Genomic DNA, 20,760 nt, shown 5'->3' on the forward strand with positions numbered 1-20,760 from the left:
CTACGGCCGGATGTCGGCGAGGTCGTCGACGGTCGGCCCGTTGACGATGGTGACCGTGGTGCCGGTCTGGTGGACGTGGAAGGCGTCCGCGAAGCCGCCCTCGGGGATGACCCAGACGCCGGGCGACTGCTCGCTGCCGCCCTGGCCCGCGAGGATGGCCTCGTAGGCCTGCCGGAACTCGGTCGCGTCGGCGGGCGTCGCCCACTCCGTCACGAAGACGTGGCCGTACTCGCCGTCGTTCTGGTAGGGCAGGACCGCGTCACCGACCCAGCCGTCCGAGGGCGGGCTCCGGTAGTCGAACCGGTCGTAGAGGCCCGAGGGCGTCCCGAACGTCGAGGTGTTGATGGTCGAGACGTTGTACTGGCGGGACTGGTACCAGAACATCGAGTACAGCGACGCCTCGCCGACGGTGTCGCTGCCGTGTTCGAAGGTCTGCCAGCCGTTTCGCGCCCGGTCGTCGATGGTCACCGCGACGGGGTCGACCGCGCGGTCCGGGTGGATGATGGCGCTCGAGGACTGCGGCGGGTTCGCCCACAGGGCGTTCACGGCCTCCCAGCCGCCGTCCTGGACGAGCTGGTGGACGAACCACGGGCCGTCGGAGTACGGCTGGAAGATGGTGACGAGGATGCCGAGGTTCACGTCGCTGCTGCCACCACCGGCCTCGGTCTTGGGCGTCTTCACGCAGTCCCACTCGCCGCTGGTGCAGCGCTCGACGTACTGCGCCTCGATGTACTCGGCCTCACCCTCGATGAGCCCGTTGGCGGCGAGTTGCTGGTCCTGGGTCTTCGCCTGGTCCTGTACGCGCTTGATGTCGAAGTGCTGGTCCTGGAGCGCGTGGACCAGCTCGTGGACGAACGTCGCGTTGTTGACGACGAGCCGGTCGGGGTCGTCGCTCACCATGACGACCTTGTTCGTCCCGGCGGCGTAGTAGCCGAGGACGGCCGAGCCGGCGACCGAGCCGAACTCGTCCTCGATGCGCTGTTGCTCGTCGGAGATGAACAGCGCCTCCCACACCTGGTCGTTCCAGCGGTTCTTGTTCTCGCTGTCGGTGCTGCCGTTGGCGGACTTCGCGCGCTGTTCGTCCCGCGAGATGACCGAGACCTCCACGGGCTCTTCGAACTCGAGCCCCCGGAGTACCTCGACGCGGGCCATCGACCGCGCGAGGAACGCCGCCTGTTCCGCTTCGGTCAGTCCGTCGCTCTGGTCGACGGCTATCGTCTCGTTGTACCAGTACCCGTTCTCCCAGCCGATCGTGTCGACTGCGGGGTCGGCGAACGGCCCGGTGTCGTCACCGACACCCGGTCCGCCGTCGGAGCCCCCGAACCCGAAACAGCCGGCGAGGAGGACGAGCGCGACGACCGTGACTGTCTGTATCGCCTTCGCCTTCACGCGGATGATAGGCTGTCGAGGATAAAAACGGTTATCTGGCCGGACGGTAACCGCGGTCGTCTCCGGAGGGCTATGGAGCGCTCCGGAGCGAACCGGCCTCGTCGGGGGCGATGTCCGGTGTTTTGGGAGTAGACTTATAGGTCTCTCATCGTTAAATTGGATGACTGTCGATAGCACGCGTTCGCGGTTGCCGTGCCTGAACCCTACTGACCAATGAGTGACACCAACATCGACGACGGGACCGCCACGATGGCGCCGACGCTGGGGAGAGACGACCGAGACGGAACGTTCGGGGGCTCGACGCTCGACGCGATTCCGACCCAGTTCGCGGTGCTCGACACCGACGGGACCATCGTGTACACGAACGACGCGTGGCGAGACTTCGCTCGTGACAACGACTACAAGGAGGACCCGGGGATGGTCGGGGCGAACTACCTCGACGTCTGCGACCAGAGCGCGACCGACGACGCGACCGACGCGGCCACCGGCATCAGGGGGGTCCTCGACGACGACCGCGACACCTACTCGCTGGAGTACCCCTGCCACAGCCCGGCGGCGAAGCGCTGGTTCGTCATGCGGGCGAGCCGGTTCTCCCACGGGGACGACGACTTCGTCCTCGTGCTCCACCTCGACATCACCGGCCGGAAGGAGTCCGAGGCCGCGGTCGAACACCGGAACCGCCAGCTCGAACAGGTCAACCGCGTCGGCCGGCTCGTCCGGGAGGTCATCGGGTCGCTGCTCGACGTCTCCCGCCGCGAGGACATCGAGTCCATCGTCTGCCGGGAGCTCTCGACCGCCCGGTTCTGCCGGCTCGCGTGGGTCGTCGACCGGAGCGTCACCGGGCACATCCGCCCCCGGGACGGCGCCGGCGAGGACGACCTCCTCGAGGAACTCGCCGCGCTCACCCCGGAGACGGTCGAGGGGACCACGGTCGGCGAGGCGCTCGACGGCCAGGGGCCGCTCGTCCAGCGCGACCGGGACGACGCGGTCCAGCGTCTCGCGGCCGCGACGGGCTGTACCGCCTACCTCGCGGTCCCGCTGACCTACCGGGGCGCCCGGTACGGGACGCTCGTCGTCCACACCGCCCAGCCCGACGCGTTCGGCGAACTCGAACGCGACGCCTTCGCGGTCCTGGGGAACACGCTGGGGTACGCGATCAACGCCGTCGAGTCGCGGGAACTGCTCCACGGCGACTACGCGACCGAGTTGCGGCTGGCCGTCGACGACCCCCACGCGCCGCTCGCGACCGTCGCCCGGACCGTCGACGCCACGCTCGAGGTGACGAGCAGCGGGGTCGCCGACGACGGCCTCCGGGTGTTCGTCGAGGCCGCGGGCGTCGACCCCGAGACGGTCGTCGAGTCGCTGACGGCCCACGACGACGTCGCACACGCGTCGGTCCTCGGGGAGCGCGGCGGGCGCTGCCGGTTCTCGTGCGTCCTCACGGCGGGGTCGCCGCTGCTCTCGGTGGCCCAGCGGGGCGCGAGCAACCGGAACGCGACGATCGCGGCCGGCGAGTACGAACTCACCGTCGAGGCGGCCTCGACCGCCGACGTGGGGGACCTCGTCGGGCAGCTCCAGGCCGAGTTCGACCGGGTCGACCTCCGGGCGAAGAAACGGGTCGAGCGCGAGTCGGACAGCGCCCTCGCGTACTGGGAGCGCCTCGAGGCGCGGCTCACCGACCGCCAGCTGGCCATCCTCGAGGCCTCCTTCGACGCGGGCTACTTCGAGTGGCCGCGGGCGGCCGACGGCGGCGACCTCGCGGACTCCTTCGACATCTCCGCGCCGACCTTCCACGAGCACCTGCGCGCGGGGCTCGGGAAGGTGATGAGCGAGCTGTTCGAGGGCGAGCGCTGAACCGGAGCCGTCTCAGTCGGCCGTCGCCCCGGCGGCCTCGGTCACGTGTTCTCGCCGCCCGCGTCTCGCGAGACTGAGCAGCCGGAGGCTCGCGCGCTCGACGCCGTCGTAGTCGGCCTCGTCGATGGCGCGCTCGGCGGCCGCGAGTGCGTTCCGGATCTCCTCCTCGGTCGGCGTCTCGTGCGTCCGTGACATACCCGGGTGGTCACACCCGCCGGTAAAAGGGGTGAGCCAAGGGCGGAGTGAAAGTGAAAGTGAAGGACAGGTCACCCGAGCGGTGCCCCGGCGAAGGTGCTTGCGCAGTCCTCGCAGACGACCTGTGTCCCGCCCTCGTCGTCGAGTCGGACGAGCAGTTCGCCGTCGCCGCAGTCGGGACACGGCTCCGGGACGTGCGCGGCCCCGCAGTCGGGGCAGTCGAGCGTCGGGTCCGCACCGTCGAGGGCGAGGCGCAGGTCGCCGTGGCCACAGTCCGGGCAGGGTATCGGTACCCGGGTATCCTCGCTCTCGCGGGGCGCACCGAGGGCGAGGACGACGCAGTCCGCGTCGCCGCGGTTCCAGCCCGACTGGAACTCGCCGGGCGCGAACCGGACGGCCTCGCCGGCCGAGACGGTCACCCTGTCTCCGGGTGCCTCGGGGGTCTCGAACGTCGCGGTGCCGGCGAGGACGACGAACACCTCCTCCTGGTCGGCGTGGGCGTGCAGCCCACCGGGCAGGCCGTCGCCCGGCGCGAGTCGGTAGCGGTGCAGCGCGAGGTCGGTCGTGGCGAGTTCTCTCGAAAGCCGGTGGCGCTCGCTCGCCGCGCCGAGGTCGTCCGCCGCCACGTCCCTGGGGTCGGCCCGGTTCATAGTGTGACCATCACGTAGACGATGGCGAACATGACGACCAGTTCGAACAGCCCGACCGCCACGTTCAGTCTCTCGACGCGCGCCAGTGTCTCCCCGTCCGGGTCCGGCGACTGGTGCTCGTAGTACGAGCGCAGGTGCAGCCGGTTCGGGACGGCCAGCCCGAAGACGAACAGCCCCCAGCCGGCGCCGAGCGCGACGGTCGGCCAGAGGGCGCCACCGCCGAGCTGGCCGTAGGCGTCGAGCAGGGCCGTCCCCGAGAGGACCGTCGTCGCGCTGATGCCGAACAGGAAGAAGACGGTCTTCGGCGTCAGCAACCCGACGACCTGGGCCGCGGCGTCCTCGTCGACGCCTCCGAGTACCGGGCCGATGATGACCGGGAAGATGACCGCGAACGAGAACCAGAGCGCGCCCGCGGCCACGTGGACGTAGAACAGCGCCGTCACGCCGCCGACCAGCCAGGCGAGGCCGAACGCCGACAGCGGGACGGCCAGCGAGCCGACCGCGAAGGCGGGGTTCGCCCGTTCTGCGAGGTGCCGGAGCCGGGCCGACAGCCCCGCCTCGCGGACGTCCGCCGGCGTCTCCGTGACCGTCGCCGACGCCCCCATGTCAGGCCACCCCCCTGGTCCGGGCCGACCCGGGTTCGGTCGCGTCCCCTGTTTCTGTCCCCCTCGTGTGCCGTGGTCCCCCGACCACGGTCGTGCGTTTCGGTCGCATCGCGAACACGTTCAGTGCTCGTCGGCTCGTATAATCAACGTTCGGGATAGACCACCGCCCGGGTCCGGCCGGGTAGCGGGCGACGAACGGCTGTTTCGTTCCTCGTCGTGGCTCCCGTGCGACCGTGATAACTGGTGCTTGAAAATAAAAGGATATCGAGGCTAGATGTTGGGAAGATTTTACAATTCTACGGATACTGAGGTTTGGTAATGAGTGTCTTCGTCGACTTCGTCATCGAATCCCCGATCCTGCAGACAGCGCGAAAACGGGCGCCGGGGATGACGTACAAGGTGCACGACCTCCGCCTTCGCGAGGACGGCATCGTCGTCCTGGTGTTCGAGGCGTCGGGTGGTGACTACGGGGCGCTGGAGGCGGGGATGGAGGACGACGAGACGCTCGCGGACTACCGGGTCCTCTCCGAGTCGGACGGCCGTCGGATGTACCGGGTGACGCTGTCCGAGGCGAGTCGGGAGCAGACGCTCTACCCCTTCGTCGTGGACCACGACATCTACTTCCAGACCCACACCGCCACGGCGACCGAGTCGCGCATCCAGGCCACGTTCGCCAGCGAGGAGACGTTCCAGGAGTTCACCGCGTACTGCGAGCGCCGGGACATCCCCGTGACCGTCAGGCGCATCCTCCGGGAACACCCCACCGACGCCGACACCAGCGACGGGGCCGAGGTCTCGGACCTCACACCCGCCCAGCGGGAGGCACTCGAGGCCAGCGTCGAGGCCGGCTACTACGAGGTGCCCCGGCAGGCCACCCTGGAGGACGTGGCCGACGAACTCGGCGTGTCGAGCCAGGCGACCTCCGAACGCCTCCGGCGCGGGATGCGGACCGTGCTCAACGAGACCATCGTCTCGGACGACGGGGAGCGCCGCCGCGAGGAGCCCAAAGCAGAGATCCGGTGACCGGTCCGGCTGTCTTCCCCGGCTACCGGCACCGCCGGCGACTCAACGTTCTTATACTTCTCGGGAGTACTCTCTGCCGAGTCGCGCCGTGCGCGCCTCGGAGTACACACGATGGACCTCGACCAATTCACGCGAGAGAACGCACCGAAAGCGGGAGGCGAAGGCTTCCAGCTGGAGAACTCGAAACTGCTCGACGTGGCGCTCGACGGGAGCGTCATGGCGAAGGCCGGGTCGATGGTCGCCTACGAGGGCGACATCTCCTTCGAACGCAAGTCCGCTGGCGGCCTGACAGGGATGCTCAAGAAGGCTGCGACCGGTGAGGGCTCGGTCATGATGCAGGCCACCGGGTCGGGCAACCTCTACCTCGCCGACCAGGGCAAGAAGGTACAGATCCTGAGCCTCGACGCCGGCGAGGAGATCAGCGTCAACGGGAACGACGTGCTGGCGTTCGAGAGCACGATCGACTGGGACATCCGGACCATCGACAGCATCGCCGGCGCGACCACCGGCGGGCTGTTCAACGTCTACCTCGAGGGCCCCGGGAACGTCGCCATCACGACCCACGGCGAGCCGCTGGTGCTGGAGACGCCGGTCACGACCGACCCGGACGCGACGGTCGCCTGGAGCAGCTCCGTCTCGCCGGGCGTCAAGACCGACCGCACCATCAAGGGCTTCCTCGGGAAGTCCTCGGGCGAGACCTACCAGCTCGACTTCGCGGAGCCGGGTGGGTTCGTCATCGTCCAGCCCTACGAGGAGGTCGGCCCGGGCCAGTAATCGTCGCCCGCGACGGCCGGTACCGCCACCTACGACTCTTTCCTGACCGTGATGACGGGGACGGGCACCGACCGGACGGTCTTCTCGGCGACGCTGCCGAGCAGGATGCGGTCGACCCCGCGGCGGCCGGTGGTCCCCATCACGACGGCGTCGACGCCGTCGTCCTCGACGAACTCGAGGATGACCTCGTCGGGGTCCCCGTGTTCGAGGTGGCCCGTCACGTCGTCGATGCCGCGCTCGGCGGCGGCCTCGCGGACCGCGTCGATGGCCTCGGCCGCGGCCGTATCGGCCCTGTCGCTGGCGGCCGAGGAGCGGACGTCGGCTCCCAGCATGTCGTCTTCGACCACCGAGATGACGTGCACCTCGGCGTCGAGGGTGGCGGCGAGGTCGAGACCGTACTCGACCGCGGCCTGGGCCGACTCGCTCCCGTCGGTCGCGAGCAGGAGCGACTCGTACGGGAACCGCAGGGCCTCGTCCTCGACCATCCGGGCGGTGAGCACCGGGACCGTCGAGAGGCGGACCACCTTCTCGGTGACGCTCCCGAGGAGGTACCGCGAGAGGTTCTTGCGGCCGTGTGTCGGCATCACGATGAGGTCGTACTCGTAGTGCTCGGCGTACTCGACGATGGTCGAGGCCGGGTCACCCTGGACCACGTCGGTCGTGTAGTCGGCGCCGAGGGTGTCGAGCGTCGCCGCCACCTCGTCGACCACGTCCTGGCCCTCCCGGACCAGCGCGTCGACCACGTCGTTCTCGACCACGGTGACGCTGTCGCGGGCGGTGTCGGCGACGTTCAGGACCCGGAGGGTTGCGTCGGCCCAGTGTGCGAGTTCGGCGGCGTGGTGGATGACGGCCGTCGACTCGGTGCTCTCGTCGACGGGCAGGAGGATGTCGTCGTACATGTGTCGCTGCGGTGACTACGTGGGGTGGCTACCTAAGGGCTTTCCAGCGTCCCGGCCGACGCGGACCGACAGGTCCCCGGACCCGCCCGACCATGGGCAGGGGTATCTATTAGCAGCCGTCCGGCCGCAGTTGTGGTATGTCCAACACGACACTCGAGGACCTGCCCTGTCCGGTCTGTCACGAACCGACGACGACGGTCAACGGCATCGAACACTGCGCCGACTGCGACTGGTGGCCGCCGCAGGGTAGCGATTAGCACGGTCTCGGGCGCTGTCCGGGCCGAGTCGGTGGCGGTGGCCAGCCGGAGCGTCCGGGTTCATCACAGTCTGCAGTAATTTGGGACGCGGTTTTTCTTGGTGGCTGATGAGTGGACTAGTAATGACTTCCGCCAGGCCAACCCTGCTCGGCGGGCAGACCGGCGAGGGGGGCGTCACGGACCTCGACTCGGACGAGGTGTTCCAGTTACTGACCAACAGACGGCGTCGCGACACCATCCGCGCACTCGCCGGCGAGGACGAGGACGACGGCGGGACCGACCTCGGGACGCTGGCCGACGAGGTGGCAGCGGCCGAGACGGGCGCGCCGATAGACGAGGTGTCGTCGGACGAGCGACAGCGCGTGTACATCTCGCTGTACCAGTCGCACCTGCCGGCGCTCGACGACGCGGACGTGGTCCGGTACGACGAGGAGACCAGTCGCGTCGAGCCCGGCCCGAACCTCGACCCGCTGGTCGCGTACCTCGACCCGGAGGCACAGTCCGGCGATTCCTCGAGCTGGCTGGGCTATCACCTCCTGGCGGGGTGTGTCGGGCTGGCGTTCTGGACGGTCCACTTCCTGAACGTGCTCCGCATCTCGCCGTTGCTCTTGCACACCGGGTCCATCCTGTCGAGTCTGACCGTCGCGCTGGGCCACCTCAGGAGTCGCGCCCAGGAACTGCTCACTCCCTCGTCCTCTGGTTAGCCAACTGATAAACCTAAGCCACTTGGGTCTACGTACTTTATACTCGGCCAGTAGAGTTATTACAGATGAGTTCCCCCTCCCCCACCAACGGCGAAACGACAGTCGACCACGTCATCCTGTGGCTGCACGCAGCCCTCGTCGGTGCCCGGGACCGCGCGACGAGTGCGGTCGCCCGGCTCCGCGACGAGACCCGGCGACGGTTCCAGCGGATGCGACCGTCGGCCGTCGACGACGAACCAGCGACCGAACCGGTAGCCGAGCAGCCGGACGCCCCACCCAGCGCCGACGTGGTCGAAGCCGAGGCGACGATCCCGGCGTGTCCGAGCGACCAGATACTCGCCGCGGTCGAGCGCGAAGGGGGACGGATGTGGCAGAACGACATCGTCGAGAGCGTGAACTGTTCCTCCTCGACGGTGAGCCGTCACCTCTGCGCGCTCGAATCCGAGGGCGCGATCCAGCGGGTCACGGTCGGACGCGAGAAGATCGTCGCCCTCCCGGACTACGAGTTCGACGCGACGATGACCATGCACGACGACAAGGACCCGCACCAGCAGGCGGCGTAGTTCCGGTAGTGGCCAGGATACCCTGGCTTCGCTTCGAGGTCGTTCTCCGTTTCACCCTGTTCTGTTCCGATACCTGGCCAGCGGCGTCACCGGGTTCTGCGGTGATCGCTGGCGGCGCGGGCACGCTTGTCGGCTCGTGACACCTGTCGCGTTCCCCGGTCGCGTCCTTCACCGTCATCGCGTCTGCGCCGCGTGCGGGAGTCTACCTCTCCCTCCATGTGAATGTCTCGCAACCGTTAATAAATGCTGGATGGTTGAAGGCGTTGATGAATCAGGGTGTTCTCCGTATCGAAGCCCGAACAAACGTGACCGAACACTCCCCCTCTCCAGACAAGAAGCGCAGTCTCACTCGCCGTGACTATCTTCGTGCGGCATCTGTCGCCGGAATCAGTGCAGCCGCGTTCTCTGGTGCCACGACCGCCAGTGGACAGACGGCCGCCGGAACGGCCGAACCGACCGTATACAACGTCGTGGAGGAGGGCGCGGACCCGACGGGACAGGAACCCATCGACCCCGTGCTCGGCCGCCTCGAACACGACAACGCGGTCCTGGAGTTCCCGAACGGCCGGTACAAGATCCAGGACTTCAACATGTACGGCCGGGAGAACTTCACCCTCCGCGGCATCGGCGACGACGTGGTGCTGGTCCCCAGCGAGGACTACAACCGCGATTACTGGCTCCAGGGCTGGCACATGCGGAACTTCACCTTCGAGAACTTCACCATCGACAACTCCGCGACCGACTGCGGGCCGTGCATCTCCTTCGGTGCCCACGACAACCTGCTCGTCCGGAACGTCACGAAGGTCGGCTACCACGATACCGACAGCACGGCCTTCGGGTTCTACGTCCTCGACGAGGACGGCCAGGGCCTGGTGGAGAACCTCGTCATGCGCGACGGCTCCATCCCGGTCGCACCCGTCGGCGTCTACACCGCCTCGACCGGCAAGCTCGTCTTCCGCGACTGCGAGATCGAGGGCTTCGGGAACAACGGCCTCTACGCCTCGACCGGGACCGGCCCCATCGGCGTCGAGGGCGGCGTCTACAAGAACAACCTCCGCAGCCAGGTCCGCCTCGGCGCACCCGGCAGCTACGTCCGTGACGCCGAGGTCGTCGTCGACGCCAGCCCGGACAAGGTCCGCGAGGACTGGGTCCCGAACTACCGCGGTATCCGCATCTCGGACAACCCCGGTCCGGTGACCGTCGAGAACTGCGAGGTCAAGATGCTCCGCGGGCGCGGCTTCGGTGGCATCGTCAACGCCTTCGACGGCGGCTCGGTCACCGTCCGCGACACCAACATCCACGTCGGCGCGGACTACCTGATGTACTGGAACGACGACACCGCGCCGGCGGTCTACGTCGACCAGCCCAGCGACTGGGAGCAGTCCGGGCAGGGCGGCGAGCGCCTGTTCGAGAACGTCTCCATCACCGGCAGCGGCGACGCCTTCGGGCGCAACCCGGTCGTCCTGCTGTTCCGCGGGAACAACACCTTCCGGAACTGCTGTATCCAGCAGACCGGGACCGACCGCGACGGCATCGAGACGTGGAACATCGACCACGAGGTGACCTTCTTCGACGAGCCGACGGTCGTCGAGGACTCGACGGTGAACGTCCCCGGCGACATGGCCAACGGCAGCGTCGACCTGCAGAACTGCACGGCCTCGGGCACCTGTCCGGTCCCGAGCGGCGTCGACCCCATGCCGGACGGCCACCGCGCGCAGGTCTCGCTCGCCGACGTTCCCATCCCCGGCAACTCCAGCCGGAAGACCTACCCCGTGATGGGGACCGACGACAGCAACCCCACGATGCGGTTCTACGGGAACTTCGTCTACCCCAACACGAAGGAGTTCGTCTTCGGGAACCTCCAGCACATCATCGACGAGTACGTCGTCACCGGCCGACTCAACGTCGAGTTCCGGTCGGTCGCCTACCCCACCGACCACTACCTCAACAGCGTCCCCGGGGAGGCACGCCTCGCGAAGCTCGCGGTCGGCGTCTGGGACAAGAACAACTGGGAGAACTACTGGGGCGTCTTCGAGTACCTCTTCGCGAACCAGGGCGAGTTCGAGTGGGGCACCTGGGAGCAGGACCGCGACCTGCTCGCGGCCGCCGGCGTCGAGCGCGTCGAGGGCTGGATCCCCGCGCTCGTCAACGAGGGCGAGTACGACGACGAGGTCCTGGCCTCGCGCGAGCAGGCGGCGGCTGACGGCCTCATGTACGTCCCGCAGCTCCACCTCAACGGGGACCTCGCCGGGGCGAACTGGGACACGGAGAAGCTCATGGGCTGGATAGACGACCGGCTCTGAACCGGCCGTACGCGGTCGGTTTCAGTCCTCGCCGCCCCGGCGACGGGCGAGTTCGGCGCCGCCGAGCAGCCCCGCCGCGCCGGCGAGGAGCCCCATCCCGGGCAGCTGTGACGCTCCGGGTTGCTCGCCGCCGTCTCCACCGCTCCCGTTCGTCGTGCCGGTGGTGGCGGCCGACCCGGCCGTGGTCGACCCGGTCGTGGTCGGCGGCTGGGTGGTCGTCTTCGTCGCCGTCTCCTGGAACTTCGGCTTGATCTCGGCGGCCTCCAGCGCCTCGGTCATCGTGACGATGTCGATGCCCTGGTACTTCGCCTCGCGGATGACCTTCCGGATGCGCTCCGGGCCGAGGTCGTCGTACTGGGTGTGCGCCCCGAAGACGGCGAGGCGGTTCTCGTCGGAGATGGTCGCCATCATGTGAGCGAGTTCACTCTCGTTCAGGGCGCGACCCTCCATCTGCTGACGGTTGAGTCTGTGCGGGTTGAGCCCCGTCATCGGGTTCAGTCCCTCGACCTCGTAGTTGGTGATGGACGTGTAGTACTCCGTGGCCAGCTCCTGTGCGAGGGGCGACCGGGCCCCGTAGGGGTAGACGAAGTGCTGCGGTTTGTCGATGCCGTGGCTGGCGATGACCTCCTGTGATTTCTCCATCGAGCGACGGATCTCCGACTCGACGAACCGCTCGGTGACGCCGTCGGCCGGGTCGAAGGACTTTCCGACCGGCTTGCCGAGGATGAGGTAGTCGCCGTTCTCGCCAGTGTTCGCGCCGACGACCGGCGCCGTCGCCGTCTTCTCGCCGTCCGTGATGCGGATCTCGTACTCCCTGTCCGGGAACGCGCCGTGGATGTTGTCGCGCACCCATATCTTCTCGTCCTCGGGCGCGACCGGCTGTGTGACCGGCTGCTCGCCGAGGTTGCGGTGGTACAGCCCGTGCGAGATGATCTCCCAGCCCTCGTCCTCGAGGGTCCTGATCTCGTCGCCGACGAGCCGGTAGTCGTGGTCCTTCCGGGTCCACGGCGTGTAGCCCGCCACGATGGCGGCACACGCGGGGACGCCCTCCTCCTTGTGGACCGGGAGCGCTTCGCTCATCGCGCCGTCGTGCCCGTCGTCGTAGATGATGACGAGCTTACCGTTCTGTGACTGACCGCTGACGACTCCGACGCTCCCGGCGGCGCCGACGGCCGCGGTGGCCTGGAGGAACCGGCGACGGGAGACCTGTGGGGAACTCATACGCGAACCGTACTGGTGACGGACGTAACACTATAGGCCACCTAACGGGACCGACCCTGCTGCTAAAGGAGTGGGTAAGCCGTTCCATCCCATCGCGAACCAGTGACCCCTATATGAATAGCGGGGTTCGTCCCACCGCCCATGTGATGGCGTAACAAGGCTCCTGGGGCCCGGAATCGGCGGTTCGCGGCTGGCCCGTCTCCTCCGGAGACGGGCCAGCAGGTATATAAACCCTGTCTCGCTGAAGTACCGGAGCGATGGACACTGCCGGAGTACCAGTTGTTGATGACAGAACCCCACTCCTCCGACGACACTCGCGGCACGTTCAGCCGACGCGGTTTCCTTCGCGGTGCAGCCGCCTTCGGTCTCGGCGCAGCAGCCCTCTCCGGTGCATCGTCCCCCGCCAGCGCGGCGTCCGGGCCCAGCCGGACGAGCTACAAGATCAAGGAAGGCACGTACCAGGAGACCACGGTCTACGTGTACGATTCGGGCGTCGCTGGGCCGACGACGATGGTCGTCGGCGGCATCCACGGCGACGAGAAGTCCGGCTATCTCGCGGCCGACCAGATTGCCCAGTGGTCGGTCACCTCCGGCAAGCTCGTCGTCATGCCGCGGGCGAACGTCGACGCCATCGCGCTCGACCACCGCCCGTACGACCACGACCTCAACCGGCTGTTCCCGCCGACCGGCGGCACCTGCCAGTCCTCGCTGGCCCGCCACATCTGGAACGCGGTCGTCGAGCACGACCCCGACTGGATGTTCGACCTCCACAGCTCGCGGGGCATCTACAAGTCCGGCGACGGCGGCGTCGGGCAGGCGCTGTTCCCGACCTGGACCTCGCCGGCTCGCGACTACGGCGAGAACGCGGTCGCCGACCTGAACCAGCAGTTCGGCCTCTCCGGCGACGTGGCCTACCGGATGGGCAACACCCTCGACGCCGACAACCCGATGCTCATGCACCGGGTCGCGGGCCTGCTCGACCGGCCCGGGTTCATCTGCGAGACGACCGAGAAGCAGCCCCTCGACGAGCAGATCCAGTGGCACCTCTACACCGTCGAGCACGTCATGAACCAGTACGGCCAGCAGCGCGGCACGCCGCGGACCACCACGGGTGGGGACGTCGACTTCCACGCGTCGACGCTCTCGCTGGACGACTACTGGCAGTCGTTCCAGTTCGACCAGTCGCTCTCGTACCCCGCCATCGTCGCGCCCTCGATGTCCTACAACGGCTCGGACCCCGCCCACCCGCGCATCGACGACGACAGCAACTCGGGCGGCACGGCCCGCGTCGAGGAGTGGAACTACCTCAACGACAAGCACTACACCGAGAGCGCCGGCATGCTGGCGTTCCCGGCCAACACCGTCACGCGCTCGGACGACGGCAAGCTCGTCCAGTCGAGCCGCAAGAACGTCGGCGACCAGTGGGAGTACGTCGAGTTCGACGAGCCCTTCGACGCCACCCCGGTCGTGCTCACCTCGCCGATGAGCGACTGGCACGACACCCCCGTCATCTCGCGGGTCCGGAACGTCACCCGGTACGGGTTCGACATGCGCCTCCACACCGAGGACGGCGGCCGTGACCTCGCCTGGGACGAACAGGAGCGTACGGCCTGGGTCGCCTTCGAGGAGGGCCCCGGCACCCTGAACGGGCGCAACTACGAGACCGGCACCCGCAAGATCGACGAGAACTGGGAGTGGATCGACTTCGGGCGCTCGTACGATAACCCGGTGTTCCTCGCGGCCCCGATGACCTACGAGGGCTGGAACACCGTGACGGTCCGCCACGACGACCTCCGGGCCGACGGCGTCAACGCCTTCCTGCAGGAGGAACAGTCCGAGGACACCGAGACCGGTCACGTGACCGAGAAGGTCGCCTACTTCGTCATCGACGGGTAGGGCCGGCGGCCGTCTCGACGGCGCGAACCATCTCTTCTCCGCCTCCGCTGCCGTCATCACCGCCACCGTCGTTCCCGTCGTCCGGCACCGCGTCCTGGTCCTCGCCGACACACATCGTCACCTCCCCGTTCGCGTAGAGGATGCTCCGCTCGGGCCCACACACCTCGTGTCGCTCCACCGGGATGATGCCGGAGCGGTCACCCACCCGGAAGATGGGTGCCCCCGAGGAGTGGTAGCCGCGATACACCACCACGTCGTTGACCGTGTTGCCCGTCTCCGGGTTCACGAACAGCATCGTCGCCCGCGGGTTCGTCTCCGTCCGGCGGTACACCTCCGTGTACGGCGAGTCGGTGTACACCGGCTGGTCGTCCGCGACCATGCTCCCGGTCGTGTGCATCCCCGTCAGCTCGGCCTGGTTGTAGCCGAACCGGGGCTGGTCCTGGTCGAACACGGGGGCGTCGAGGGTCGCGTCGGTCGAGACGAACATGGCGCCCGGGTAGCCCACCGCGAGCAACAGGAACACCATGGTCGCCACCTTCGCGTTCAGGTTCGTCGCGACGTAGCCCAGGCCGAGCGCGCCGAGGATGGCCATCGGGAGGTACATGAACGCGAACCAGCGCCCCGGCAGGAACAGCCCGACGCCCATGATGGGCAGGAACAGGGCGAACAGGATCATCACCGTCACGACGAAGATGAGCAACAGCCGGGCCAGCGAGGTCCGGTCGCTCTTCAGCGCGTACAGGCAGCCGAGGACGGTGACCCCGAGCAGGAGCATGAACCCGGCCACGTCGAGGTACGGGATGACCTTGTCGACGATCGAGGGCGTCTGCTCGGCGACCGCACCGCCGCCGGAGGTGGCGGTCGACTGGAGGTTGAACAGGCCGGCGGACTCCACCAGCGTCTCCTGGAGCTTCGCGATCATCGCCTCGGTGAACGTCTCGCCGCGGTACGGCGTCACGCTCCAGACCAGGGTGAGCAACCCGGTCTGGAACACGAGCAGCCCGGAGAGGTCGCGGGTGCTCACGTCCGGGTAGAGCACGTCGGTCGTGACGAAGTACTGGACGACGGCCGCGGTCCCGATGGTCACCAGCATGATGAACGCCGACACCTGGTGCGAGAGGGTCAGCGCCACGATGAAGAAGACGAGCAGGGCGATGTCCCGCGGGTCGCGGTCGTTCAGCACCCGGACGAAGTAGTGGAAGCCCGCGACGAACAGCAACACGCCGAGGCTGGTCGGGACGAGGTGGATGCTCCACTTGATGACGTGGTCGCTGAACGCGAACAGGGCCGTCCCGGCCAGCGCCCAGCGGATGGGGACGAACGACCGGCCGGCCGCGTACGCCAGCGGGAGCGTCAGCACCATCGCCGCCCCGAGCGACAGGTAGAGCGCGGCTTCGAGGGTCGCGTCGGCCATGATGGCGGTCGCGACCACCAGCAGGTGGTACAGCGGCGACGCGTAGTACTTCGCGCCGCGCGAGGCGTGCTCGCGCATGACCGCGATGCCACCGGTCTCGCGCACGTCGACCGCGAGCTTGGTGATGTGGGTCCAGATGTCGATGCCGACGAAGCCCGCGCTCGTGTGCAGGGCGGTGAACCGCACCGTCGCCGCGAGCGCGACGATCTGGAGCAGGACCAGCCCCGGGACGAGGTCCTCGTCGGGCGCGAAGAACACCTGACAGAACACCGAGAGCGCGCCGACGGCGGTGACGGCGTGGAACAACGGCGTGCGCTCCCCGGACAGGGTGGCGGCGACGATCGCCACCGCGATTGTGACGAAGGTCACCGCGGGCGCGAGTCTGGCGGCCGGGGTCGCCAGTGTCGGGAGGCTGTGCCCGAGGCCCGTCTCGCGCCGCCGGCTGCTCCTGGCCGACCGCCACGCAATCAGGTAGAGGATGCAGGCGGTGGCCAGCACCAGCGGCAGCGTCTCCGCGAACAGGTGCGTCAGGACGAACCGGAGGGGGAACAGCGCGAGTGCGAGCAACAACCCGACGATGGCGACGTCCCGGTCGAAGGGGCGGTCGTGTATCCAGGCGACGACGCGACTGCCACCGGACGGCGTACTCATTGGTTCGCCCAACTGCTCGTACCCTCATTGTTATCGGCTGGGTAAGCGGATGCGGGCCCGATACCGGCGGTTTACGCCCTCCGAAACATTGCAGAACGGTCGTGAAAACGTGCAAAATCCGCAACGAACGGCAACGACTGTCCGGTACTAAGTGGGTAACCCGAGGTGCGTTGGGATGATGTCTAATAGGTTGACGGACCTAGGAAGGGCGGATCGACGAGAGATACTGACACTTCTTGGCGGACTCGCCGGCTCTGCTGCGGTCTCGGGGGCGGCTGCTGCCGACGACGGGGGCTACGACACGGTGGTCGACATCGTCGACGCGGGTGCGGACCCGACGGGCGAGGAGCCAATCGACGGCGTCCTCGCCGAGGTAGCCGACGACGACACCCTGGTCGAGTTCCCGGACGGCCGCTACAAGATCAACCGGGTGGACCTCTACGACACCTCGAACCTCGGGCTCCGCGGCGTGGGCGACGACGTGACGCTCGTGGCGGACGAGGACCACGCCGAGGACTTCTGGATCGCCGGTGCGAGCACGCGCGACCTCCTCTTCGAGAACTTCACGCTGGACCACACCGGCGACGGCGTCGACCCCTCGGTCGAGTTCGGGAGCCACGACGGCCTCGTCGTCCGGAACATCGTGAAGAAGGGCTCGCAGGACGGTGACAACACCGCCTTCGGGTTCCGGACGTACCACGACTGGAGCGAGACGCTGGTCGAGAACCTCCAGCTGCCGGACGGGAGCAAGGCGGTCGGCCCCGTCGGCATCTGGGTCGACGGCGACGGGACGACCACGTTCCGGGACTGCCACGTCGAGGGGTACGGCAACAACGGCCTGTACGCCTCCTGGTCGAACGGGCCGGTCCACGTCGAGGGCGGCGTCTTCAAGGACAACGACCGGGCGCAGGTCCGCCTCGGCAGCGCGGGCAGCTACGTCGACGGGGCCGAGGTCGTCGTCGACGACCCCTCGGGCGACGACCCCTGTACCGGGGTCCGCATCTCCGACGGGCTCGGGCCGGTCACCATCTCGGACTGCGACATCTCCATGACGGGCGGCCGCGGGACCGGTGCCGTGTTCGTCGCGGAGGACGGCGGTCACATGGTGCTCGAGGACTCGCGCATCCACGTCGGGCCGGACTACACGGCGAACCTCTCGGGCGGGACCCGGACCTCGCCCGGCGTCTACGTCGACGAGGCACCGGACGCCCCGGAGCTGGACCACGACATCGTCCGGACCTCGATCACCGGCGGCGGGGACTACTACCCCGCCATCGTCGGCAGGCGCGACGACGTGAACGTCCTCGACTCCTGTATCCAGTGGGACGGCCCGGTCGGCATCCGGTTCCACGGGACGACCGCGAACGACGTGAAGAACACCAACATCACGGTCGACGGCCCGGCCATCGAGGGCGACGCAGAGGTCGTCGACGTGACCTCCGGCGACTCGTGTCCGATGCCGAACCTCGGCGGCGGTGGCGACGACGGGAGCTCGTCGGACGACGGCGGCGATTCGTCGGGCTCGCTCGCCGACGTCCCGCTGCCCATCAACGCCAGCCGGATGACCTACCCGACGATGGGGACGAGCAACGAGAACCCGACGCTGACCGTCTACGGGAACTTCGTCTACCCCAACACGAAGCGGTTCGTCGAGGAGAACCTCCCGGCCATCGTCTCCGAGTTCGTCGAACCGGGCCACATCAACGTCCAGTTCCGGTCCATCGCGTACCCGACCGGCCACTACCTCAACAGCGTCGAGGGCGAGGAACGTCTCGCCCAGCTCGCACTCGGCGTCTGGGACAAGAACAACTGGGAGAACTACTGGGGCGTCTTCGAGTACCTCTTCGCGAACCAGGGCGACATCGAGTGGCAGACCTGGGGCGACGCGAAGAACATGCTCCAGGACGCGGGCGTCGAGCGCGTCGCGGGCTGGCTCCCCGGCCTCGCCTCCGACGACTACTACGGCGACGAGGTCTACCAGTCCCGGCTCGACGCGGCCGACGCCGGCCTCGACTACGTCCCGCAGGTCGAGTTCCAGGGCGACCTCGCGGACGCGAACATGGCGACCGGCGACCTGCTGGAGTGGATCGGCGACCGGCTCTGAGCCGAGACGGGCGACCGTCCCGCGTTTAACACTGGTGTAATCGCGGTCTCCGGCGGGTGAGCGACGGTTCTCGCGAGCGGCCCGCCCCGGCGGATTTGACGGGTTTCGAGACGGTTTCCACGCGACTCTCGACAGCGGGGTCGTCCGGGACGGTCGCGTCCGTGACGCCCGCTCGTCCTCGCAGCGCACGGACAGGTGCTTATCCTGATTATAATATTACGGGTGTCGAGAGAAAACCGACTCGATGGTCGAAGACAGAACGAGACGCCGAACCCTGAAGACCCTCGGGCTGGGCGCACTCGCCGGCCTCGCCGGCTGTATGAACCAGGGCGAACAGAACACCTCCCCCACGAACACCACCCGGACGACGGCGCGCGCCGGGACCGGAACCGACACGACGACCCAACAGGAGGGCACCGACACGACGACAGACGGCGACAAGCAGAAGCAAGAGGCGGCCGTCGTCGACGACTTCGAGCAGCTCTCCGCGTGGAAGGTGAAGAACGGCGACCTGTCCGCGATGACGGAGAACGCCTACGCCGGCAGCCAGTCGGCGGTCATCACCCGCAAGAACGGCGAACCCGTCATCGAACGGTCGCTCGACGCGGACTTCGAGGGGTCGAACCTCTCGATGGCGGTGAACCTCGACGCCGAGAAGCACGCCGTCCTCCAGATCACGCTGCTCAACGAGAACAACCAGAACTCGGTGCAGCTGGCCGAGTCCATCCGGCACTCCGCGAGCGGGTTCTGGCACCGCCTCGACCTCGGGACGACCGAGGTCAGCGGCCTGCCGAACCTCGGCGACGTGACGAAGATCCGCATCCGCCTGAAGGGTGCCGGCAGTGGCGGCAAGATCCGCGTCGACGACCTGCGGAAGGTCGGCTCGCCCGACCAGGGCTACGTCGCGCTCGTGTTCGACGACGGGCAGGCCTCGGACTACACGAAGGCCTTCCAGACGCTCAAGCAGTACGACATCCCGGCCACCTCCGCGGTCGTCACCGAACACGTCGGGAACGACGGCTTCCTGACGATGAAGCAGATGGAGGAGATGAAGAGTGCGGGCTGGGAGTTCGCGTCCCAGACCGCCACCCACAAGAACCTGCTCTACGCCTCCCGGCTGGAGGCCCAGGAGGAGGTCGTCGGGTCGAAGGAGTGGCTGGTCGACCACGGCTTCAAGAAGGGCGCGAAGAGCTTCATGTACCCCTACGGCCTGTACGACTCGCAGGTCACGAACTTCGTCTCCAAGCACTACGACATGGGCTTCGGACTGTTCAGCGCCCGGAACGCGGCCAGCGGGAACATCACGGACCAGATGACCATCTCGCGCGGCAACGGCCGCCACGTCGACCAGGCCGCCTCCCAGGTCGACTTCGCGAGCCTCTACAACGACCTCGAGGTCATCACCTTCCACGGCATCGACCGGGAGGGGAAGATGGACATCTCCTCGGGCGAGTTCGAGGAGTTCGCACAGTACCTCTCCAACGCCGACGTGAAGCCGATTACCCTCTCGAAGATCCCCGACGTCGCCCAGCCGAAGGACGGCTGGTGACGAGGCCGGCCCGTTCGTCTCGGCCCGGTCCCCGCTTCGCAGTCGCGTAACGACGACCTGTTCTTCGTACGCTAGTGGCGACGTGACGCCCACAGTGGCGTCGCCGCCGCGTGCACCTCACTCGCGTCCTCGCCCGGTCACGGCGCGGTAGAGCCCGGCCGCGACCGGGAAGCCGTCGACCGCCCAGAGGACGGTCACGGCGGTCACCAGCGCCAGCTCGAACAGCAGGAACCCGGAGAGCCCGCCGGTCAGGAGGTCGTGCAGGAAGCGCAGGAAGTACCGCGAGGCGTTGGTCAGGACGCCGTCGACGGGCGCGCCCTCGCGCTCCATGACCGGCCACAGCACGGCGTGGACCCAGAGCCCGTCGCCCCGCATCGCCGGGTAGATGACGTCGCCGAGCAGGTGCGAGAGGTAGCCGACCGCGAAGGCCGCGAACAGGTGCGGGCGGTCGAGCCGCCGGGTCAGCGCCGCGACACCGGCGAGGAGGAACGGGGCGACGAACAGCGAGTGGACGACGGAGTAGCCGGTCGCGGTCACGCCGAGCGTCCACGAGAGCGGTTTGTCGACGAGGTCCGGGAGGAGCGTCGCCAGGGCGACCACGGCGACCGCGACGCCGCGCGGTCGCTCACCCGCCGTGACGCGGACGGCCAGCGAGTAGCAGACGTAGCCGAACGCGAGGTGTTCCCACGGCCACATCGGTCTCCTATCG

The 20,760-nt window shown here is 68.1% G+C and carries 17 protein-coding genes; 9 read left to right on the forward strand and 8 right to left on the reverse strand.

The window, feature by feature from the left end:
• Positions 1-1,389: an Hvo_1808 family surface protein gene (locus NOV86_RS14655; protein WP_267642335.1), complete on the reverse strand. Its 1,389-nt coding sequence runs from the start codon at positions 1,387-1,389 to the stop codon at positions 1-3.
• Positions 1,390-1,602: 213 nt separating this feature from the next.
• On the opposite strand from NOV86_RS14655, the gene NOV86_RS14660 reads away from it, so the two are divergent.
• Positions 1,603-3,243 carry a bacterio-opsin activator domain-containing protein gene (locus tag NOV86_RS14660; protein ID WP_267642336.1) on the forward strand — a complete coding sequence of 547 codons (1,641 nt, stop codon included), beginning with the start codon at positions 1,603-1,605 and terminating at the stop codon, positions 3,241-3,243.
• Between the two features lie 12 nt (positions 3,244-3,255).
• Here the strand turns inward: NOV86_RS14660 and NOV86_RS14665 are convergent, their stop codons facing one another.
• From NOV86_RS14665 to NOV86_RS14675, 3 genes are all read right to left on the reverse strand, one after another.
• Complete coding sequence (locus NOV86_RS14665; RefSeq protein ID WP_267642337.1) at positions 3,256-3,438, reverse strand: hypothetical protein; 183 nt, start codon at positions 3,436-3,438, stop codon at positions 3,256-3,258.
• A gap of 71 nt (positions 3,439-3,509) precedes the next feature.
• On the reverse strand, positions 3,510-4,088 hold the full coding sequence (locus NOV86_RS14670) for a cupin domain-containing protein (RefSeq protein ID WP_267642338.1): 579 nt from the start codon (positions 4,086-4,088) through the stop codon (positions 3,510-3,512).
• Positions 4,085-4,693: a hypothetical protein gene (locus NOV86_RS14675; protein WP_267642339.1), complete on the reverse strand. Its 609-nt coding sequence runs from the start codon at positions 4,691-4,693 to the stop codon at positions 4,085-4,087. Before NOV86_RS14675 ends, NOV86_RS14670 begins: the two co-directional genes overlap by 4 nt.
• Before the next feature lie 318 nt (positions 4,694-5,011).
• Between NOV86_RS14675 and NOV86_RS14680 the strand changes: the two genes are divergently transcribed.
• Positions 5,012-5,716: a helix-turn-helix domain-containing protein gene (locus NOV86_RS14680; RefSeq protein WP_267642341.1), complete on the forward strand. Its 705-nt coding sequence runs from the start codon at positions 5,012-5,014 to the stop codon at positions 5,714-5,716.
• Positions 5,717-5,827: 111 nt separating this feature from the next.
• Entirely contained in the window at positions 5,828-6,490 is a 663-nt protein-coding gene (locus tag NOV86_RS14685) for an AIM24 family protein (RefSeq protein ID WP_267642342.1), read from the forward strand.
• A gap of 29 nt (positions 6,491-6,519) precedes the next feature.
• Here the strand turns inward: NOV86_RS14685 and NOV86_RS14690 are convergent, their stop codons facing one another.
• On the reverse strand, positions 6,520-7,389 hold the full coding sequence (locus NOV86_RS14690; protein ID WP_267642344.1) for a universal stress protein: 870 nt from the start codon (positions 7,387-7,389) through the stop codon (positions 6,520-6,522).
• A gap of 379 nt (positions 7,390-7,768) precedes the next feature.
• Between NOV86_RS14690 and NOV86_RS14695 the strand changes: the two genes are divergently transcribed.
• The 3 genes from NOV86_RS14695 (at position 7,769) to NOV86_RS23230 (ending at position 11,216) form a co-directional block, all read left to right on the forward strand.
• A complete protein-coding gene (locus NOV86_RS14695; RefSeq protein WP_267642345.1) occupies positions 7,769-8,350 on the forward strand; it encodes a DUF7344 domain-containing protein in 582 nt (193 codons plus the stop codon).
• Between the two features lie 65 nt (positions 8,351-8,415).
• On the forward strand, positions 8,416-8,913 hold the full coding sequence (locus NOV86_RS14700) for a helix-turn-helix transcriptional regulator (RefSeq protein ID WP_267642346.1): 498 nt from the start codon (positions 8,416-8,418) through the stop codon (positions 8,911-8,913).
• A gap of 305 nt (positions 8,914-9,218) precedes the next feature.
• A complete protein-coding gene (locus NOV86_RS23230; RefSeq protein WP_267642348.1) occupies positions 9,219-11,216 on the forward strand; it encodes a right-handed parallel beta-helix repeat-containing protein in 1,998 nt (665 codons plus the stop codon).
• A gap of 21 nt (positions 11,217-11,237) precedes the next feature.
• Here the strand turns inward: NOV86_RS23230 and NOV86_RS14710 are convergent, their stop codons facing one another.
• Positions 11,238-12,437, reverse strand: coding sequence for a polysaccharide deacetylase family protein (locus NOV86_RS14710; RefSeq protein ID WP_267642350.1), 1,200 nt, complete (start codon positions 12,435-12,437; stop codon positions 11,238-11,240).
• A 285-nt stretch (positions 12,438-12,722) separates the two neighbouring features.
• Here NOV86_RS14710 and NOV86_RS14715 point away from each other — a divergent pair, with 285 nt between their 5' ends.
• Positions 12,723-14,333, forward strand: a complete 1,611-nt coding sequence (locus NOV86_RS14715) for a M14 family metallopeptidase (protein WP_267642351.1) — start codon at positions 12,723-12,725, stop codon at positions 14,331-14,333.
• On the opposite strand, the gene NOV86_RS14720 is transcribed toward NOV86_RS14715, so the two are convergent.
• A complete protein-coding gene (locus tag NOV86_RS14720) occupies positions 14,320-16,398 on the reverse strand; it encodes a glycosyltransferase family protein (RefSeq protein WP_267642352.1) in 2,079 nt (692 codons plus the stop codon). The two genes, NOV86_RS14715 and NOV86_RS14720, sit on opposite strands and share 14 nt — an antisense overlap.
• Before the next feature lie 304 nt (positions 16,399-16,702).
• On the opposite strand from NOV86_RS14720, the gene NOV86_RS14725 reads away from it, so the two are divergent.
• Positions 16,703-18,502 carry a right-handed parallel beta-helix repeat-containing protein gene (locus NOV86_RS14725; protein ID WP_267642353.1) on the forward strand — a complete coding sequence of 600 codons (1,800 nt, stop codon included), beginning with the start codon at positions 16,703-16,705 and terminating at the stop codon, positions 18,500-18,502.
• A gap of 244 nt (positions 18,503-18,746) precedes the next feature.
• On the forward strand, positions 18,747-20,051 hold the full coding sequence (locus NOV86_RS14730; RefSeq protein ID WP_267642354.1) for a polysaccharide deacetylase family protein: 1,305 nt from the start codon (positions 18,747-18,749) through the stop codon (positions 20,049-20,051).
• A 117-nt stretch (positions 20,052-20,168) separates the two neighbouring features.
• Here NOV86_RS14730 and NOV86_RS14735 read toward each other — a convergent pair whose 3' ends face one another.
• Complete coding sequence (locus tag NOV86_RS14735; protein ID WP_267642355.1) at positions 20,169-20,747, reverse strand: metal-dependent hydrolase; 579 nt, start codon at positions 20,745-20,747, stop codon at positions 20,169-20,171.
• Between the last annotated feature and the right edge of the window lie 13 nt (positions 20,748-20,760).

It is taken from the genome of Haloarchaeobius amylolyticus (genome assembly GCF_026616195.1).
GTDB lineage: Archaea > Halobacteriota > Halobacteria > Halobacteriales > Natrialbaceae > Haloarchaeobius > Haloarchaeobius amylolyticus.

Coding starts and splice junctions, on each gene's coding strand:
- NOV86_RS14660 (WP_267642336.1), top strand. CDS start 1,603: ATGAGTGACACCAACATCGACGACGGGACCGCCACGATGGCGCCGACG.
- NOV86_RS14665 (WP_267642337.1), bottom strand. CDS start 3,438: ATGTCACGGACGCACGAGACGCCGACCGAGGAGGAGATCCGGAACGCA.
- NOV86_RS14670 (WP_267642338.1), bottom strand. CDS start 4,088: ATGAACCGGGCCGACCCCAGGGACGTGGCGGCGGACGACCTCGGCGCG.
- NOV86_RS14675 (WP_267642339.1), bottom strand. CDS start 4,693: ATGGGGGCGTCGGCGACGGTCACGGAGACGCCGGCGGACGTCCGCGAG.
- NOV86_RS14680 (WP_267642341.1), top strand. CDS start 5,012: ATGAGTGTCTTCGTCGACTTCGTCATCGAATCCCCGATCCTGCAGACA.
- NOV86_RS14685 (WP_267642342.1), top strand. CDS start 5,828: ATGGACCTCGACCAATTCACGCGAGAGAACGCACCGAAAGCGGGAGGC.
- NOV86_RS14690 (WP_267642344.1), bottom strand. CDS start 7,389: ATGTACGACGACATCCTCCTGCCCGTCGACGAGAGCACCGAGTCGACG.
- NOV86_RS14695 (WP_267642345.1), top strand. CDS start 7,769: ATGACTTCCGCCAGGCCAACCCTGCTCGGCGGGCAGACCGGCGAGGGG.
- NOV86_RS14700 (WP_267642346.1), top strand. CDS start 8,416: ATGAGTTCCCCCTCCCCCACCAACGGCGAAACGACAGTCGACCACGTC.
- NOV86_RS14710 (WP_267642350.1), bottom strand. CDS start 12,437: ATGAGTTCCCCACAGGTCTCCCGTCGCCGGTTCCTCCAGGCCACCGCG.
- NOV86_RS14715 (WP_267642351.1), top strand. CDS start 12,723: ATGACAGAACCCCACTCCTCCGACGACACTCGCGGCACGTTCAGCCGA.
- NOV86_RS14720 (WP_267642352.1), bottom strand. CDS start 16,398: ATGAGTACGCCGTCCGGTGGCAGTCGCGTCGTCGCCTGGATACACGAC.
- NOV86_RS14730 (WP_267642354.1), top strand. CDS start 18,747: ATGGTCGAAGACAGAACGAGACGCCGAACCCTGAAGACCCTCGGGCTG.
- NOV86_RS14735 (WP_267642355.1), bottom strand. CDS start 20,747: ATGTGGCCGTGGGAACACCTCGCGTTCGGCTACGTCTGCTACTCGCTG.